Source organism: Halomonas sp. TP35, assembly GCF_052375975.1.
In the GTDB taxonomy this organism is placed as follows: Bacteria; Pseudomonadota; Gammaproteobacteria; order Pseudomonadales; family Halomonadaceae; genus Vreelandella; species Vreelandella citrativorans.
Window position 1 is genome coordinate 117304 of the sequence record NZ_JBQSUZ010000002.1, and the last position, 16368, is coordinate 133671.

Here is a 16368-nt window from a genome sequence, read left to right on the forward strand (position 1 = left end):
TCGGCTGCTTCACTTTTGCCCGGAAGAAAACCTTGCTCATCGCCCTATTGACGCTGTTAGCTGCTGGCATTATTAAAGGTGCTATTGGTTCGGGTGTACCGGTGTTGGTTGTGCCGGTATTTACCATGCTTTATGACGTTAAGCTCGCGATTGCCGTACTGGTTGTTCCCAACCTGCTTAGTAACCTACTTCAGGTGTGGCAATACCGGCGCTACCTACTGCCCATCCGGTTTCTGGCTGCTTTTTCGATAGCGGGCGCGTTGGGTATTATTCTGGGCACCTGGGGATTAGTGGTTCTCTCTCCAAAGCTGCTTTCGTTAGGCGTTGCTGGCGCGATTGTCTTGTATCTAATCATCAAACTAACAAGACGGCGCTTGGTGCTTTCCTATGCACTGGCTTCACGAATCGTCATCCCGGTTGGCTTACTGGGCGGTATATTACAAGGCGCTGCGGGCATGTCCGCTCCCGCTTCAATTACATTTTTGAATGCGATGAAGCTGGAAAGGCCTGTGTTTATTGGCTCAATTTCCGTCTTTTTTGTGGCGATTACCTGCGTGCAAATTCCCGCGCTCTTAAAGACTGACATACTGACAATGCAGCGTTCGCTTTATAGCGTCATTGCTCTAGGCATCATTTTGACGGCCATGCCGCTGGGCGCCTACCTGGGGAATCGAATGCCACACCGTTGGTTTGATAATTTAATCATGCTGCTGCTAACGGGTATCGCCATTAAAATTATTATTGATACGCTACTCCAAACTTGATGCTCTAAGATTAGGATCCTAAAGCAAAAAATAAGAAACAATCTACACTCTAGTCTGTCTTACCTTTATCAAGCCCGGCACTAACCAAGGGATGGAGCTAGCTATGCAGATGATTGATCAACTACATGACGGAATGACAAAAGCCTTTGCAAAACACTGCTTTGAAAGTAGCTCAGTTGAAAAACTCCGTGCAGCAGCCGAAGGTAAGGCTGATTCGGCTGAAATGAAGCACTGGGGAATAACGGAAGGCCAATGGGAAGAAGCTGTCGCGGCAGCCCTAGCCGATCTTGAGGCTGGCGAGTAACCTGCTCATTCGTTATGCTTTCCCTAAAAGCCGCTCACGCCATTTGTCGGCGGCTTTTCTATCGCTAAATTAACAAACATTAAAGCCACCTTTAACGCAGCCATTGTGTGATCACAAGCAAACTAAAACGTTCTAACGGAGTCCTAAAAAAAGATGTAGCACGAAATAACGACGGCTGATGGAGAAATACCATGTCCATAATGATTGACGATATACTCATGTTGCCAAAAACGGATTTTAATGACGCATTAACTGTCGGCGAGGAGCGAGAGCATTTTGGCCTAGTTGATAAACGTGATAAATACAAACAGGTGTCGAGAGACGTTCTTATCAAGGTAGTCGCCATTCATGATGACAATTATGAAGTTAAAGTCATTGACATATTAACACCGTAATATTGGAGTGGCACTGGCAGGGCATATGATTAAGCTCGCCAGTGCACTCTCTTGCTTTTTTCACTTACTCTTCCACCGATACTCTTCGAAGATCTTCAAGGCACACATTTTCCGGCAGCTCAGACTCCTTTGCAGGTAACCATACTGGCGACAAATCGCTATCCTCACGTCCATCCTTATGAGTACAACCGGGTATGCGATAAACCACTCGGTTATGATGATCATCCCACGCAAAAATACGGTCCATACGGCTCTCCTTGAAATGGATAACGCTCAGCAGTGTACTGATGCCAATAGTTTGCACTTGAGTAACGAGCAAGCCCCGCTCTTTCCTTGGCAACAAATCTCTTGGTGTGAAAAGTGACATATCCGTGTCACCAACCTGTGCAGCCTTCTCACATTTACTTCATTTTTCGTTTTAAAGCGTTCTCGATAGACAAAATCATTAGCGAGCCACACATAATGCATTATTGTGGCAGGCAGTTTCCCCAAAATATAAAATATATCGGTTTTGCCGAAAGCATTTGCTAAGCTAACATTAAGAATTAATATATATTGCCAATGATTGATTAAATGCTTTAAAACAAACCGGGGGACGATCCAGCGATGGCCAAAGGAATCAAGATTTATAATAAACCGGCTGGCGGGTGGGGAGCACTCAAAGCTGTCGCCGAAGCAGTGCGTGAAGAAATGGGGCTGAGTACCCATACGCGCGCATTATTGCAAATGAATCAGCCCGATGGCTTTGACTGCCCAGGCTGTGCATGGCCGGACCCCGAGCACACGTCATCGTTCGAATTTTGCGAAAATGGCGCCAAGGCCGTCACCTGGGAGGCGACATCCAAGCGCGTCACGTCAGAATTCTTTGAAACACACACTGTTTCAGAGCTTTGGGAATGGTCGGATCACCAGCTGGAAAATCAAGGGCGCTTGACCCAGCCCGTACGTTTTGATGCCGAAACCGATCGTTTCGTTCCAGTAAGCTGGGAAGAAGCATTTAGCCGGGCTGCAGAAGCTCTGAATAATCTCGACGATCCTACGCAAGCGGAGTTCTATACCTCAGGGCGGGCGTCCAACGAAGCTGCTTTTCTCTATCAGCTTTTTGCACGTGAATTCGGCTCGAATAATTTTCCCGACTGTTCCAACATGTGTCATGAGCCGACCAGTATCGGGCTACCAAAATCGATTGGCATCGGTAAAGGGACAGTGACGCTTAATGATTTTGAACAGGCTGATGCCGTTTTCTGTATAGGACACAATCCTGGAACCAACCACCCACGTATGCTCAGAACACTTGCGGATGTCTCGAAGCGCGGAAAGCCGGTGGTGGTTATTAATCCATTACGTGAACGAGGCCTGGAGCGGTTTCAGGACCCACAATCGCCTGGTGAAATGCTCACTGATAGCGCAACAGGTATTGATCGCGCTTACCTTCAAGTGAAGGTCGGCGGCGACGTAGCCGTGTTCAAAGGCATTATGAAATCGTTGTTTGACGCTGACGCGAAAGACATGGCCGCAGGCGGGAGCGGCCTGCTTGATCGCTCTTTTATTGCCGAACACACGGTCGGTTTCGAGGCGCTGAAGTCGGATATTGAAAATACAGACTGGGATACCATTATTCGCCGTTCGGGCCTGCCGCGTGAACAAATTGAAGCGCTTACAGACACCTATGCATCTGCTGAGAACGTTATCTTTTGCTATGGCATGGGTATCACGCAGCACCGGCACGGGACCGAAGCCATCCAGCAAATGGCCAATCTGCTGCTACTACGTGGAAACATGGGACGTCCCGGTGCTGGAATTTGCCCATTACGGGGCCACTCCAATGTTCAAGGTGATAGAACGGTCGGCATCACAGAGATTCCAAACGAGGCATTTCTGTCGCGGCTAGATAAGGCATTCGGTATTAAAAGCCCTCGTGCCCATGGTCATAATGCAGTCAACGCACTGGCTGCAATGCGTGATGGACGATCAAAGACATTCATCGGTTTGGGCGGTAACTTTGCCGTCGCCATGAGCGATCCCAAAATCGCCTACGATGCCTTCCGCAGCCTTGACCTCAACATCCAGATTGTCACAAAACTCAACAGAACCTGCCTGCTGACAGCACATGAAACCATCATCCTACCGTGCTTAGGCCGAACCGAGCATGATATCCAGGAAACGGGCCCACAAAGCATCACTGTCGAAGATTCAATGTCGATGGTCCATGCATCAAGGGGTGGCCTAAAACCCGCATCAGATGAACTGCGCTCAGAGCCCGCCATTATTGCAGGCCTCGCCATGGCAACACTGCCCGAAACGGCCGTCGACTGGAAGACGCTGATTGCCGACTATAACCAAATCCGTGACAAAATTGAGGCTGTTTTTCCGGATTTCTTTGACTTCAATGAGCGCATTCAACAACCAGGCGGCTTTCGTCTGAGAGTTGGTGCAAGTCAGCGAGAATGGGATACGCCTGACGGCAAAGCGCATTTCCTTGTCATGTCGGGTACAGACGAGGATGACGGACGCGATGATACAGCACTCACACTGACCACCATACGTAGCCATGATCAATACAATACAACAATATACGGCTTGAATGACCGTTATCGAGGCGTCCACGGCAGGCGTGATGTACTGTTCGCAAATCGTGATGATCTAGCAGACCTGGGGCTCGAAGAAGGTGATGTCGTCGATGTACGATCAGGAGATCGAGTTTTAGCAGGGCTGACACTGGTTGATTATTCGATTTCGCGTGGTTCATTGGCAACGTATTTTCCGGAAGCCAACTGCCTTGTTGGTCTGGATGACAAGGACCAAGAAAGCGAGGTCCCTGCTTATAAATCCATTCCCGTCACCATCACAAAAGCAGAGGTTTCACTCTGATAACATACGCGGTGAGGCGAAACCTCTCAGATGGGGTTACTGAACTGAATCAAACGGAAATGTGATTTTTTAAGCTCACTACTTCAAGCATATTCAGCAAGGTGCTGGGCACCCAACGGGGAGACAAAGCATGTCTCCCTGAACTATCCAAACTGAGACACTCAATGATGGACGATCCTGTCGAAAATCTAGACAGACCGGGAAATCGTAACGCCCAGATACGCTATATCATACTTGCCGGAATAACGGGAATATTAACAGGAACGGTCGGCTCGTTTTTCCACCTTTTGATCGACCGTCTCCAGGTTTGGCCACACCTGTTGGCTGAACATATTAGCGGTACAGCGCTCATTATCTCGGCTGCACTAATCACGATGTGCATTACGGTTCTTTCCGCCTATTTCGTGAACCGCTATGCCCCTGAGGCACGTGGAAGTGGCGTACAGGAAATTGAGGGGGCCATGCTGGGCTTAAGGACCGTTCACTGGCGCCGGGTGCTTCCTATCAAGTTCTTCACGGGGGTGGTGGCTATTGCTTCCGGCCTGGTCCTTGGACGTGAAGGCCCCACCATTCATATCGGTGCTTCGTTTTCCGCGGCGATCACCGAGTTTTTTAAGGTAAGCGAAACTGAACGGCGCGGCATGCTTGGCGCTGGTGCAGCGGCTGGCTTGGCTTGCGCCTTCAACGCTCCTCTTGCTGCCATTCTTTTCATCATAGAAGAGACACACCGCCAGTTTCCTTATACGTTCCGGACGTATATGGGCATTATCGTTGCCGCGCTGCTGGCAACCGTGATGACGCAAGTCATCGGTGGTACAGCGCCCGATTTTTCCATGTTGATTGCAGCCCCTGAAAATTGGCTGCTGCCAGCATTTGTGGCGCTTGGCTGTCTCCTCGGCGTTCTCGGTGTTGCGTTGAATGCAGGCCTTATGCACATGGCGGTACTCGCATCGAGCATCAATGCACGCGTCCCCTATCTCTTTCCCGCGCTTGTCGGCTTTGCTGTTGGGGCGCTGCTTATTCTTATGCCGTTATCCGTGACAGGTGGCGAATATGCTCTGACGTTTATTGCTGATCACAGCCAAGGATTAATGTTTCTTCTGCTATTGGCGATCATGCGATATTGCACGATGGTTACCAGCTATTCTGCCGGCACACCAGGCGGTATCTTCGCGCCTATGCTGGCTTTATCAATGTGCGTTGGCTTGGCTTTTGGTGGCACCCTTGATGCCTTAGCGCCCTCAGCCGACATAGTTCCACTGGCATTCGGTATAGCGGCGATGGGCGGTCTATTCTCGGCCTCAGTGCGCGCTCCCGTGGTCGGCGTAGCCCTGACCCTTGAACTGACAGGTTCCTATACAATGGTTATGCCACTGATAGCCACGTGTGTCACTGCCAATATGGTGGCTCAATGGATCGGCGGACGCCCCATTTATGACCAGTTACTCGAAAAAACATTGGCGCAAGCCAAGATTAACCCGGCAGCCAAGGGGGCCGACAAAACGGGCCTGGCATAAGCTTTTAGGCATTAGCACTACTGTCTTTATACGTAGGCACCAAAATCGTTGACACGAGGATAAAGTGGATATAACCATCATCATCTTTCTGCTGGTCTACTTGGCATTGGCTCTCGGCCATCTCCCTGGTTTTCGTGTTGATCGAACTGGCGCTGCCGTCGTTGGTGCTGTCGCCATGATTGGCTTTCAGCGGATTACCGATGAGGCGGCCTGGAATGCAATCGATTATGAAACGATCGGCTTATTATTCGGGCTAATGATCGTATCAGGTGCTTTTTCCGTTTCTGGGTTTTACGCATGGCTCGCCAGTAAAGTGGCCTCGATGGACGTCTCTCCTCCGCGCTTGCTTGCGCTGTTGGTAATAACGGGGGCAGGTCTATCGGCGGTGCTAACGAATGATGTGGTCGTGGTTGCCATGACACCTTTGTTAGTGTCGATAACCCTTTCTCGTGGCCTTAATCCAACGCCATTTTTGTTGGCCTTTTGTTTTGCGACCAACACCGGTTCGGTAGCCACTATTATTGGCAGCCCACAAAACATGATTGCAGCCCAAGCGCTGGGCTTATCGTTTACCGGATTTATGAAGGTTGCACTGGTACCTGCGTTGCTTTCCTTACCACTTGTTTGGGGCGTTGTAGCCCTGCTCTATCGAGGCAACTGGAAGCTTGCGCCGCATAATTCGAGCGTGCCACGTGAGTCGCCAGCGCCTATAGCATCAATGGACCGACTAGAGACCCTTAAAGCTGCGATTGTGACTATTGGTGTAATTTCTGCTTTTGTATTTTCAGACTTACCTCGCGAACTTATTGCTCTGTCAGCAGCAGGTATTATTCTGGTGAACCGCCGCGTATCTTCCAAGGAAGTGCTCGGCACGGTTGATGGGAATCTGCTGCTTTTATTGATGGGATTGTTTGTTGTGAATGCCGCGCTCGCCCAGACAGGGATGCCGCAAAAGATCATCACCGAAATGCAGGCGGCAGGTATCGACTTTTCCGATCCAACAACACTTTTCATTGTCGGCTCAGTCTTAAGTAATGTTATCGGGAATAATCCTGCAGTGATGCTGCTGGCGCCATTTTTACAGCATTCAGGGGATGTGGATGCGCTTGGTGCAGCGCTGGCATTGAGTACAGGCTTTTCCAGTAACCTCATCATTTTTGGAAGTCTTGCAGGCATTATTGTGGTTGAGCAGGCAGCAAGTCGCGGCATCACCATTAGCATGCGAGAATTCTGCCGTGCAGGCGTTCCAGTTGCCGCCGCTTGCATAGTGCTGGCGCTCGCTTGGATAACACTACTGACCGCGTGATCATGGCTGCTCGTATTTTACTAGCCGATGCAGCACCCACGTTGCCGAGCAATTTATACGAGGCATGGGTATCACCACACGCTATTATGGTCAGTCGATCACCTCGAACAGGCTGACGATCCAGATCACCTGAAACAGGAGCGCGAATACAACGAACCCCGCCTGATAGCGTTCCGAGCGCCAGACCAGCGCCAATATGGTTCCGGCAATCAGCACCGCCTGACGAACCGGGTAATACCAGCCATAGTGCGCTGCATAATAGTCACCGCCCTTGATCAGGGTATCGATAACATCGACGACCAAGAGCACTAGCAGCAAAACATAAAAGCTCCGGCTGCGCTTTTGGAAGTAATCACCAAACCCCTGATATTCGTCCATGCGATCCGGAAACAGAACCGCCGACAAGGCTGCAAATAGGCTGGCATAGAATACCAGGAAGAAATAGAGTGCGAAGGACCAGTTCGGGCGATGGGCGAGCGCGAATTCAAACCACCAGAAATGAATGATAAACAGTAGAAGGAATAGCACCCAGCCTAAGTGTAGGAGATAAATTTTCTCCCGCCCCGGATGTTGAACGAAACGCGTGAGGCCGATAATCAGGCGACTAACGCTGAGCCCTAGCACCATACCCACGATGATGCGGATATGCGTAAAGATTTCTCCACTGGAAGGAACATGCGGCAACTCGTTCATGTCACCTCGCGATGCTGCAACTGGATCAACATACGCAGGTTATCAAAACCTGCTTTTTTGAATTTCTTTCAGAGTCCGGCCAATGGATGTTTTCATGCATATATTCCACAAGCCTTTTGAGGCTGCGACACCTTGAGGCTGCGACACCACTTCCCGACGGTATCAGTTCGATTATCCCAGGAGAAGCTCTTTGTTACACAAAACCCTTGCTGACTGGGCTGCCCCCTCCCCAAACACCGTTACCCCACGTTTTTCGTTGCGGATATGCCGAGCGCCGTACCTTGCCTCTCGTTTGAACGTCTCTGTAAGGGAGTACACCGGCTACTCGATGCCTATGGAGAAATATGTGTGGTTAGTTATGAACCACCACTTAATACAGTGTAATAAAATTATCTGAATCAAGCCCTTCGCCTAGTGTGATTCCACTTTCTCTTATGACACAAGCGGGGTGAAAACTGACGATACTTTGCCAGAATATTACCAAGCACAAAAAAACGCCGCTCGGCATGACCCGTAAGCGGCGTTTTATCAGTATTCTTGGTCGGAGTGACAGGATTCGAACCTGCGACCTTTGCAACCCCATTGCAACGCGCTACCAAGCTGCGCCACACTCCGATGTCTTGTTCATTTCCCTCAAGACGGTGCGTATACTATCGCTTTATGCGCCAAATGAAAAGTTCTTTTTGCGCTTTCTTTTCAAGTATTTGGCATTAGGCATGGTCTGCATCCAGCAACAGGCGATGCATCGCTTCATACACGCCGGGCGCAGTCACCAGCAGTTCATTAGGATACAGGTCTGCAGGCACGCCTTCTGGAACGGTACCCAAGTGCCCTACGCTTGCCCCAGCTTCCCGGGCAATAACCCAGCCAGCAACAAAGTCCCAAGGCGAAACGCTTTCATAATAAGCACCCAAGCGTCCGCAGGCCACATCACATAAATCCAACGCTGCTGCTCCATTGCGTCGTACATCTCGACAATGCGCTAGTACTTCATTCAAGCGTGCTAGTAGTTTTTGGCGGGCCTCTTTTTGATAAGGAAAGCCTGTACCTACCAGGGTTTCAGCTAGCCTCGTTACCTTACTGGCCTGGATAGCTTGCTGATTGCAATAAGCGCCCTGTCCTTCTGCCGCACTGAAGGTTTCATCCAGGAAAGGTGCATAGACCACACCCACCTTGGCTATCCCCTCTTCCATCCACCCAATGGACACCGCAACATGCCGTAACCCTTGCGCAAAATTGACGGTGCCATCAATGGGGTCTACCACCCAAAGTTTAGAGACATCTGCATTTAACGCATGCGCGGGAGATAGTTCTTCACTGAGGAGCGCTTCATCAGGGAAGTAAGTGTTTAATCGTTCTCTTATTAACTGATCGACGGCCACGTCAACATCCGTAACTAACTCATCACCCGCTTTGAGCCGTTGTGAAAATGACTGGTCTGCGCGTGCCTGACGAATGAGCTCTCCTGCCTCATGGGCAATAGAAACGGCTACATCCAGGCGCTCTTTCAATGTATGCATTGCTCTACTTTTCCTTCTACGCATTGCGAGGACTTTGAGCATAGTCACACAATATGACTTTTTAAGTCACGATGATGCAATAAAAGCAGGAAAATTAACGCAGTGCACCCACCAAAATGTCTACTACTACCCGCGTGGCCGCTTCAATCAGCACTACATCAGCGCCTACTCGTTCCCATTCGTAGCCAGGATAGCGCGGCAAATGACCGGCCAATGGGCCATCAAAGCGCTTTGCAATACCGGGTGGCAACGGTTTGCCACGCTGAATTTGTCGTTGAATGCCGGGGGGCAGTGATTCAGCAGCGGGGGCATTAAACTGGCGTAGCAAGCGCAGTAGCTCGCGCTCATTGACGCGTGGCAAATCCACATATTGCTTATTGTGGCTTTCACGCATCGAACGTGAGCTTCCTTGCTGATACCGCTGCTCTTGCCCATTATCGCGTGCGCCATGGGCTGGTGCGTGGGCAGGCGGCTGTGCAAACGTGTTGTTGGCACCTATCAAGCCTCCCAGACAGCTTACCAACACGGCTAGACTCGTTCGCTTCATTTGAAAACCTCTCACTAAACATATTGGCTAACACGATTGCTTGTAGTGTAGTGAGGAAATACGCACAGAGTATGGAAATATAAAGATCATACGGGGTCTTTTAACATCCACTCCCTATCTGATACTAAGAGCCTTTGACCACGATTTTTCCTGCTTCAATATTAATAACGCCCCCGCGTGCTGACTGAATTTCGATGGCATCCCTACTTGTGTCACTGCTCGTAAATGCTTCAAGCAAATCTTGTTTACGGCTATCCGTCTGGCTATCACAGGCTTGAAAGCTGAAATCATCAGAAATAGCTGAGTCTGATTGAGCTGTTTTGGACAGCGAATAATTTACCAATGCCATACTCCGATAGGAAGCTAGCTCTCCCTCGCATGCAGTTAAAGACGCTTTATCAAGGTAATTCCCATACTGGGGCACTGCCACTGCCATCAAAACGCCTACGATAGCAATGACGATCATGAGCTCTATCAGCGTGAAGCCACCGTCATCCCCTTTGATCTTGCCGCTATGCTTATCCAAACTGCCCCCTGTTTATCGACATCACGCACATTTTTTATTGAAATTACCAACTAGTCTTGCAGCAGTATCACAGATACAATACTAATCATAATTAATCAATTTATTAGTCGAAGAATAGCGTTTTAATTCATGAGCGAAGGCGAATTATTATTAGCAATCTTTCACAAGAAACAATTAATACTTTAATATCAAAAACTTAAAAGATCATCTTTTTCGAGATTATTGATGAAATTTCAAGGATTAGCCAAGCGTTTAATTAATAGTGAGCTGCTAAGCATCGACCAGGCCGAAAAAGCAGAAACAGCATCACTCGCCTTGGGAGTATCATTATTACGCTATGTAGCTGAACAAAGACTCGTGGACGCTAGCGCCGCCGCTTCTGCAGCTGCCTGGGAATATGGCTTTCCAGTGATTGATTTAGAGGCTCTACAGTTAGAAGCGCTGCCCACAGCTACCAGCTTTCCTGCCCATCTTTTAACATCATTAAAAGTCCTGCCTCTGGCTCAACGGGGGCGTCATCTCACAGTCGCCATTTCCTGCCCATCAGTCCTGTCTCAACTTGATGAGCTAACATTTACTCTAGATGTCGTTAGTATTGAAGGGGTTTTGGCGCCACCCGATCAGCTTGAGAGCGTATTAAATAGCTACCTCACCCATCATAAATATGCTTCTTTAGGTTCCATCAAGCATCTGCCTGATTATAAATTGGCCTCTGAAGATGAGGATTTTCTGCTTGAGGACATGGCCCAAAGTATAGAAGACGGGCCTGTCGTTGAATTCGTTAATAAAGTACTGTTGGACGCTATCGATCGAGGTGCTTCAGACATTCACTTCGAGCCCTATGAGCAACACTACCGCATTCGATTTAGAATTGACGGCGTGCTTATTGAAGTTGCCCAGCCACCACTGACAATGCGAAATCAGATAGCAGCACGCTTGAAGATCATGGCTCGCCTTGATATCTCGGAGCGTCGCCTTCCTCAGGATGGAGCCATTAAATTCTCGGCAAAACGCCACCAAACGTTAGATCTGCGTATCAATTCATTGCCGACCGTTTACGGTGAGAAGGTCGTACTACGCCTGCTTGACCCTACCTCTCTTCAGCTTGGCATTGACCAATTGGGCTTTTCAGATACCCAGAGGGGACTCTATGAAAAGGCACTCAAACAGCCCCAGGGAATGATTTTAGTCACAGGTCCTACTGGCAGTGGTAAAACGGTCTCACTCTATACGGGCATCGCACTACTCAATCAAGTAGAGCGGAATATCTGCACTGCAGAAGATCCTGTTGAAATCAAGGTAGCGGGTATTAATCAAGTGAACGTGCTGCCTCATATTGGGCTGGATTTTGCCAATGCACTGCGTGCCTTTCTCCGTCAGGATCCTGACGTAGTGATGGTAGGTGAAATACGCGATCTTGAAACTGCGGAGATTGCAATAAAAGCAGCACAAACAGGTCATCTTGTACTTTCAACGGTGCATACCAATTCTGCGGCAGATACCCTTACTCGCTTATGCAACATGGGAGTATCGTCATTTAACATTGCAAGCTCGGTGAGTCTGATTATTGCACAACGCTTAGCTCGAAAATTATGCAGTCATTGCAAACAGCCTACGAATATCCCCATAGACGCCATATCCAGCGAAGTTGTCAACGAAGATACTCTTCAACAAGCAACCTTTTACCGTGCTGAAGGATGCAAAAGATGCACGCATGGATATAAAGGCCGGGTGGGCATCTATGAAGTGGTTCCCGTTTCAGAAACGATTCGGCAGCTCATTATGCACAACGCATCCGCACTTGAGATTAACGAGCAGATCAAAAAGGAAGGACATGCCAGCCTTCGCCAAAGCGGCTTTTATTACGTTATCCAAGGCATTACCAGCCTGGAGGAAATTAATCGTGTCATTAAGGAGTAACGTTTGACTCGATATGCCGTTAAACGTAAAGCCAAGTCACCCCGCTTGTACCGCTGGAAATGGACAGGGACGGTGGGCCAAACACGTTTACTACATGGTGAAATTATCGGCCATAGTAAGGTCGCCGTTACCGCCGAGCTACGTAAACAAAATATTGACGTGCGACGTGTCACTAAAAAAAACGACCTGAATAGCCAAGGACGTATAAAACCTCGCGATATCATGGTTTTTTCACGCCAGCTGGCAACGATGATTCAAGCGGGCATCCCCCTATTACAAGCTTTTCAGGTAGTGGCTGAAAGTCTGAAAAAACCTTCGATGGTGGCGCTTGTTCATCAGCTAACCAATGACGTAGCATCAGGGACCAGCTTTTCTGACGCCTTACGATGCCACCCTCAACATTTTGATCGTTTGTTTATTAATCTGGTTGATGCAGGCGAACAGTCCGGCACACTTGACAAAATGTTAGAGCAGAACGCGGTTTATAAGGAAAAACTAGAGTCCCTAAAGGGGCGTGTCAAAAAGGCGTTGTGGTATCCGACGACCGTTTTGCTGACGGGCATCGCGATTACACTGCTATTACTTATTAAAGTGGTACCTCAGTTTGAAAGCATGTTTCAAAGCTTTGACGCTGAGCTACCGGCGGTGACACAGCTAACCGTCGACTTATCGATGCTGGCCCAACAACTATGGCTACCTTTGCTGGGAACAGCCACGACAGTAATTCTATTGCTGCGATGGCTGACGCGCCGCTCACCAGCGCTTGTCTACCTGCTTCATCGCCTTTTGCTACGTATTCCTGTTATCGGCAACATCATCGATAAAGCGGCTGTTGCACGATTTTCCCGCACCTTGGCTACGACGTATGCATCCGGCATCCCTTTGGTAGAAGGGCTTGCAACAGCGGCAGGCTCAACGGGCAATAAAGTGTATGAAAAAGCGGCACTCCAGACACAAAAGGAGGTAGCAACAGGTCAGCAGCTGCATTTCTCAATGCGAATGACCAACCGCTTCCCTGCTTTAGCGGTGCAGATGGTAAGCATTGGTGAAGAAGCCGGCGCCCTTGATACGATGCTCCACCGTGTAGCAAGTTACTACGAAGAAGACGTCGATAATCAGGTGGATGCGCTGACGTCTTTAATGGAGCCACTCATTATCGTTGTACTGGGCATCTTGGTTGGTGGAATTGTTGTTTCAATGTATTTACCTATTTTTAACCTGGGTACCGTTATCTAGGTATTTTGAGGAGCATTATGAGTTCTCTTACACTGAGCACCGGCCTAGTGGTTTGTTTGCTGGGCCTCTGCTTGGGTAGCTTTGCAAACGTTGTTATTACTCGTCTTCCTGAAATGCTCATGCGTCACTGGCGGCATGAGGCTCGTGCGGCTCTTGAACTGCCCATGGAACAAGCACCTCGCTTTAATATTGCAACACCCCGCTCACAATGCCCGCGTTGCGAGAAACCCATCGCTTGGCACGATAATATTCCCTTAATCGGCTGGGTTAAACGACGCGGCCGCTGTGCAAACTGCCACACCCGCATTAGCTTGCAGTATCCCCTTGTAGAATTAAGCAGCGGTGTACTGGCCCTAACGGTTGCTCTGCTGCAGGGCATAAACCTCTCCAGCCTGTTTATTTATGCAGCCTGCGTAACCCTTCTCGTACTGGCCGTGATCGATTTTCGCACCTACTTGTTACCGGATGTTCTTACCCTTCCCTTGCTGTGGGCTGGCCTTGTCTATCAGCTCTTATTTCAGCCCTACTTATTAACCAATGCCGTCGTTGGTGCGATGCTGGGTTACCTGATCCTTTGGAGTTTTTACTGGCTATTTAAACTAACCACTGGAAAAGAGGGCATGGGGTATGGTGATTTTAAGCTTCTAGCCGCTCTTGGCGCTTGGTTGGGTTGGAGCTTCCTTCCCTTGCTCTTACTGCTCTCAGCGGGGATGGGTGCTGTCGTGGGCGTTGTGGCACAGACATGCTTTCCACGCTTACGAGGCGCGCCGCTTCCTTTCGGACCTTTTCTCGCGTTAGCAGGCTGGGCATGCCTCCTGGCTGGACATGACCTTATCGCCCTTTATTTGTCCTTTTTTCCTGGGGTTTAATACAAACCAAGAAGGTATATTGCATCTCATGCCCAAAGCGGCGCCTACATGGGCATAATGCGCTATAGGTACCGACTTTCTACGTAAAAACACGTAAAATAGCGTTTTAAAGAACGCAATAAAGGGTCGCTATGATTATTGGCTTAACCGGGGGCATTGGTTCGGGTAAATCAACCGTAGCGCGCGCGTTTGAATCGCTAGGGGCCAGCTGGGTAGATGCAGATATCGTCGCCCGTGAAATTGTGGCACCAGGTGAGCCTGCCTTAAGCGCTATTATTGATTATTTTGGTTCAGATGTCGCCAACCAAGATGGAACGCTTGATAGAGCGGCCTTGCGTTCACTCATCTTTGAAGATTCATCCAAGCGTGAATGGCTAGAGTCACTTACTCATCCGATTATCAGAGAACGGTTAGTCGCGCATTTAACCTCTCTATCCCACGATTCACCCTATGTACTTCTCGTTTCACCGTTACTTTTTGAGTCAGGACAAAACATGCTGGTCGCTCGAACAATTGTGGTTGACGTGCCCACCGATGTTCAGCTCTCAAGAACACTCGCTCGTGATGGCGTAAGCCCTAAACAGGTACGTGCCATTCTTGCAGCGCAAATGTCTCGTGAAGAGCGCTTGGCTAACGCCGACGATGTGATAGATAACAGCGGAGATTATGACTTTATGATGCGTCAGGTTGAGCGTCTGGACAGTATTTATCGCACTCGTTAATTCAATTTTATCTATATATTTCAGGATTATTATGACTCACCCTGCTAATGATACTCCCATAGAAGTTAACTGCCCTCACTGCGGCCAAAAAGTGGCTTGGGCACCAGAGAGCACCTACCGCCCTTTTTGCAGTAAGCGCTGTCAATTAATTGATTTTGGCGCATGGGCCGAAGAGTCTCACCGTATCGCAGGCGAGCCAGCCATGGACGAGGCTGACCTGGACACCCTTCTGGCACAAGCTGATAAAGATGCGCCTCTTTCTTAACGAATGGTTTTCACGGTGAGGTAAATATTGGTCATGCAAGAGCCCGATGTAACCGCTTATCACTTATTGCATGAGCTTGATAATCGATTTGATAATCTGGTTTGCGCTATTGAAGCGGCGCTGGTGCTTTACGAAAGGCAGCGCCCGGCGGCATGGGTTATGCATCAGCCGTCCGTCGAATTAAACTGGCTGCGAAACGCACTACTGGATATGTGGCACCAGGAAGGCCAGGACGGTCGTGAAACGCGTAATTACATAGGAGTGATTGCCGCTGACGCCCCCCTTATTGAGGCAGTTGGCACTATTAACCATGCTAAAACAGCAATTAGCGAGTTAATTCATAGGATAAAAGAGCTCTCTCCAAAAGCATTCGGAGAAATCAAGCAACGCCTGCCACAACGCCACCCTCAAGTAGATAATGTATTGCGCCGTACCGGGCTTGCCAAACTCCACCTGAAGCAGTGTTGGCGACAAATACCGATTGCGGAAGCGCCGGTTTCGCGTATACGGCTTGCCTGGTACAGCAGCGGGCGCTCGATTAAGCGTCTCAGCGTGCAGGAAGCGGAGAAAAAACTAATGCAACTGGATACCGAAGCGCCGCATATACGTATTCAGCTGCGCAAGCTGGCTGGCCTTCCTGGCGACGAGGCGTTGGCACAAGTACAAGCGCAGGCGCCTTTGATGCGGGCAAACCTTTTTTTTACTGAGCCTTTACTCGACGGACACTCACGGCGGGCGCTCAATATTGCCATGCCGCTGTTTGTGCCCGCCCCTGACCAACGCCTGCCCCATATCAACTTGCCGCCGCTACACCCCCCTACGGAACGCACACGGGCAAGAAGACGTGATGAAAAACTTGAGCACGAAGCGTTTTTACCCAGCTTGCGTATTTATCGCTACCGATCCTGATCAA

At 49.4% G+C, this 16368-nt stretch carries 17 protein-coding genes and 1 tRNA gene; 12 read left to right on the forward strand and 6 right to left on the reverse strand.

Going from position 1 to position 16368, the window contains the following annotated elements; all coding sequences use genetic code 11:
* The first annotated feature begins 32 nt into the window (after positions 1 to 32).
* The 3 genes from ACT3RU_RS03280 (at position 33) to ACT3RU_RS03290 (ending at position 1463) form a co-directional block, all read left to right on the forward strand.
* On the forward strand, positions 33 to 764 hold the full coding sequence (locus ACT3RU_RS03280; RefSeq protein ID WP_444627206.1) for a TSUP family transporter: 732 nt from the start codon (positions 33 to 35) through the stop codon (positions 762 to 764).
* Positions 765 to 867: 103 nt separating this feature from the next.
* The gene (locus tag ACT3RU_RS03285; protein ID WP_087105509.1) at positions 868 to 1068 is read left to right on the forward strand and encodes a hypothetical protein; all 201 of its coding nucleotides are present in this window, start codon (positions 868 to 870) and stop codon (positions 1066 to 1068) included.
* Between the two features lie 191 nt (positions 1069 to 1259).
* Positions 1260 to 1463 carry a hypothetical protein gene (locus tag ACT3RU_RS03290; protein WP_087105510.1) on the forward strand — a complete coding sequence of 68 codons (204 nt, stop codon included), beginning with the start codon at positions 1260 to 1262 and terminating at the stop codon, positions 1461 to 1463.
* Positions 1464 to 1527: 64 nt separating this feature from the next.
* On the opposite strand, the gene ACT3RU_RS03295 is transcribed toward ACT3RU_RS03290, so the two are convergent.
* A complete protein-coding gene (locus ACT3RU_RS03295) occupies positions 1528 to 1830 on the reverse strand; it encodes a hypothetical protein (RefSeq protein WP_483392499.1) in 303 nt (100 codons plus the stop codon).
* Positions 1831 to 2069: 239 nt separating this feature from the next.
* On the opposite strand from ACT3RU_RS03295, the gene ACT3RU_RS03300 reads away from it, so the two are divergent.
* The 3 genes from ACT3RU_RS03300 to ACT3RU_RS03310 all read left to right on the forward strand — a co-directional run bounded on the left by ACT3RU_RS03300 (position 2070) and on the right by ACT3RU_RS03310 (position 7157).
* Positions 2070 to 4334, forward strand: coding sequence for an FdhF/YdeP family oxidoreductase (locus ACT3RU_RS03300; protein ID WP_192526526.1), 2265 nt, complete (start codon positions 2070 to 2072; stop codon positions 4332 to 4334).
* Positions 4335 to 4498: 164 nt separating this feature from the next.
* Positions 4499 to 5851 (forward strand): H(+)/Cl(-) exchange transporter ClcA, encoded by a 1353-nt coding sequence (gene clcA, locus ACT3RU_RS03305; protein ID WP_217883826.1) that lies wholly within the window; start codon positions 4499 to 4501, stop codon positions 5849 to 5851.
* A 64-nt stretch (positions 5852 to 5915) separates the two neighbouring features.
* Positions 5916 to 7157: an ArsB/NhaD family transporter gene (locus ACT3RU_RS03310; RefSeq protein ID WP_192526525.1), complete on the forward strand. Its 1242-nt coding sequence runs from the start codon at positions 5916 to 5918 to the stop codon at positions 7155 to 7157.
* Positions 7158 to 7247: 90 nt separating this feature from the next.
* On the opposite strand, the gene ACT3RU_RS03315 is transcribed toward ACT3RU_RS03310, so the two are convergent.
* From ACT3RU_RS03315 to ACT3RU_RS03335, 5 genes are all read right to left on the reverse strand, one after another.
* Positions 7248 to 7850: a hypothetical protein gene (locus tag ACT3RU_RS03315; protein WP_192526524.1), complete on the reverse strand. Its 603-nt coding sequence runs from the start codon at positions 7848 to 7850 to the stop codon at positions 7248 to 7250.
* Between the two features lie 538 nt (positions 7851 to 8388).
* Positions 8389 to 8465: transfer RNA gene (locus ACT3RU_RS03320), tRNA-Pro, on the reverse strand.
* Between the two features lie 95 nt (positions 8466 to 8560).
* Complete coding sequence (locus ACT3RU_RS03325; protein ID WP_192526523.1) at positions 8561 to 9370, reverse strand: inositol monophosphatase family protein; 810 nt, start codon at positions 9368 to 9370, stop codon at positions 8561 to 8563.
* 94 nt (positions 9371 to 9464) lie between these two features.
* Positions 9465 to 9917, reverse strand: coding sequence for an anti-virulence regulator CigR family protein (locus ACT3RU_RS03330; protein WP_192526522.1), 453 nt, complete (start codon positions 9915 to 9917; stop codon positions 9465 to 9467).
* A gap of 124 nt (positions 9918 to 10041) precedes the next feature.
* A complete protein-coding gene (locus tag ACT3RU_RS03335) occupies positions 10042 to 10443 on the reverse strand; it encodes a pilin (RefSeq protein WP_318779678.1) in 402 nt (133 codons plus the stop codon).
* Positions 10444 to 10668: 225 nt separating this feature from the next.
* Here ACT3RU_RS03335 and pilB point away from each other — a divergent pair, with 225 nt between their 5' ends.
* The 6 genes from pilB (at position 10669) to ACT3RU_RS03365 (ending at position 16364) form a co-directional block, all read left to right on the forward strand.
* A complete protein-coding gene (pilB, locus tag ACT3RU_RS03340) occupies positions 10669 to 12363 on the forward strand; it encodes a type IV-A pilus assembly ATPase PilB (RefSeq protein WP_192526521.1) in 1695 nt (564 codons plus the stop codon).
* Positions 12364 to 12366: 3 nt separating this feature from the next.
* Positions 12367 to 13599 carry a type II secretion system F family protein gene (locus ACT3RU_RS03345; protein ID WP_192526520.1) on the forward strand — a complete coding sequence of 411 codons (1233 nt, stop codon included), beginning with the start codon at positions 12367 to 12369 and terminating at the stop codon, positions 13597 to 13599.
* 17 nt (positions 13600 to 13616) lie between these two features.
* The gene (locus tag ACT3RU_RS03350; protein WP_192526519.1) at positions 13617 to 14468 is read left to right on the forward strand and encodes a prepilin peptidase; all 852 of its coding nucleotides are present in this window, start codon (positions 13617 to 13619) and stop codon (positions 14466 to 14468) included.
* A gap of 131 nt (positions 14469 to 14599) precedes the next feature.
* Positions 14600 to 15190 carry a dephospho-CoA kinase gene (gene coaE, locus ACT3RU_RS03355; RefSeq protein WP_192526518.1) on the forward strand — a complete coding sequence of 197 codons (591 nt, stop codon included), beginning with the start codon at positions 14600 to 14602 and terminating at the stop codon, positions 15188 to 15190.
* Positions 15191 to 15221: 31 nt separating this feature from the next.
* Entirely contained in the window at positions 15222 to 15455 is a 234-nt protein-coding gene (yacG, locus tag ACT3RU_RS03360; protein ID WP_087105522.1) for a DNA gyrase inhibitor YacG, read from the forward strand.
* 33 nt (positions 15456 to 15488) lie between these two features.
* Positions 15489 to 16364: a DNA replication terminus site-binding protein gene (locus ACT3RU_RS03365; RefSeq protein WP_087105523.1), complete on the forward strand. Its 876-nt coding sequence runs from the start codon at positions 15489 to 15491 to the stop codon at positions 16362 to 16364.
* Positions 16365 to 16368 lie beyond the last annotated feature (4 nt).

What these genes read in the sequence shown, in the direction of transcription:
- ACT3RU_RS03285 (WP_087105509.1), top strand. Translation starts at nt 868, where the DNA reads ATGCAGATGATTGATCAACTACATGACGGAATGACAAAAGCCTTTGCA.
- ACT3RU_RS03290 (WP_087105510.1), top strand. Translation starts at nt 1,260, where the DNA reads ATGTCCATAATGATTGACGATATACTCATGTTGCCAAAAACGGATTTT.
- ACT3RU_RS03295 (WP_483392499.1), bottom strand. Translation starts at nt 1,830, where the DNA reads ATGTCACTTTTCACACCAAGAGATTTGTTGCCAAGGAAAGAGCGGGGC.
- ACT3RU_RS03300 (WP_192526526.1), top strand. Translation starts at nt 2,070, where the DNA reads ATGGCCAAAGGAATCAAGATTTATAATAAACCGGCTGGCGGGTGGGGA.
- clcA (WP_217883826.1), top strand. Translation starts at nt 4,499, where the DNA reads ATGATGGACGATCCTGTCGAAAATCTAGACAGACCGGGAAATCGTAAC.
- ACT3RU_RS03315 (WP_192526524.1), bottom strand. Translation starts at nt 7,850, where the DNA reads ATGAACGAGTTGCCGCATGTTCCTTCCAGTGGAGAAATCTTTACGCAT.
- ACT3RU_RS03325 (WP_192526523.1), bottom strand. Translation starts at nt 9,370, where the DNA reads ATGCATACATTGAAAGAGCGCCTGGATGTAGCCGTTTCTATTGCCCAT.
- ACT3RU_RS03330 (WP_192526522.1), bottom strand. Translation starts at nt 9,917, where the DNA reads ATGAAGCGAACGAGTCTAGCCGTGTTGGTAAGCTGTCTGGGAGGCTTG.
- pilB (WP_192526521.1), top strand. Translation starts at nt 10,669, where the DNA reads ATGAAATTTCAAGGATTAGCCAAGCGTTTAATTAATAGTGAGCTGCTA.
- ACT3RU_RS03350 (WP_192526519.1), top strand. Translation starts at nt 13,617, where the DNA reads ATGAGTTCTCTTACACTGAGCACCGGCCTAGTGGTTTGTTTGCTGGGC.
- coaE (WP_192526518.1), top strand. Translation starts at nt 14,600, where the DNA reads ATGATTATTGGCTTAACCGGGGGCATTGGTTCGGGTAAATCAACCGTA.
- yacG (WP_087105522.1), top strand. Translation starts at nt 15,222, where the DNA reads ATGACTCACCCTGCTAATGATACTCCCATAGAAGTTAACTGCCCTCAC.
- ACT3RU_RS03365 (WP_087105523.1), top strand. Translation starts at nt 15,489, where the DNA reads ATGCAAGAGCCCGATGTAACCGCTTATCACTTATTGCATGAGCTTGAT.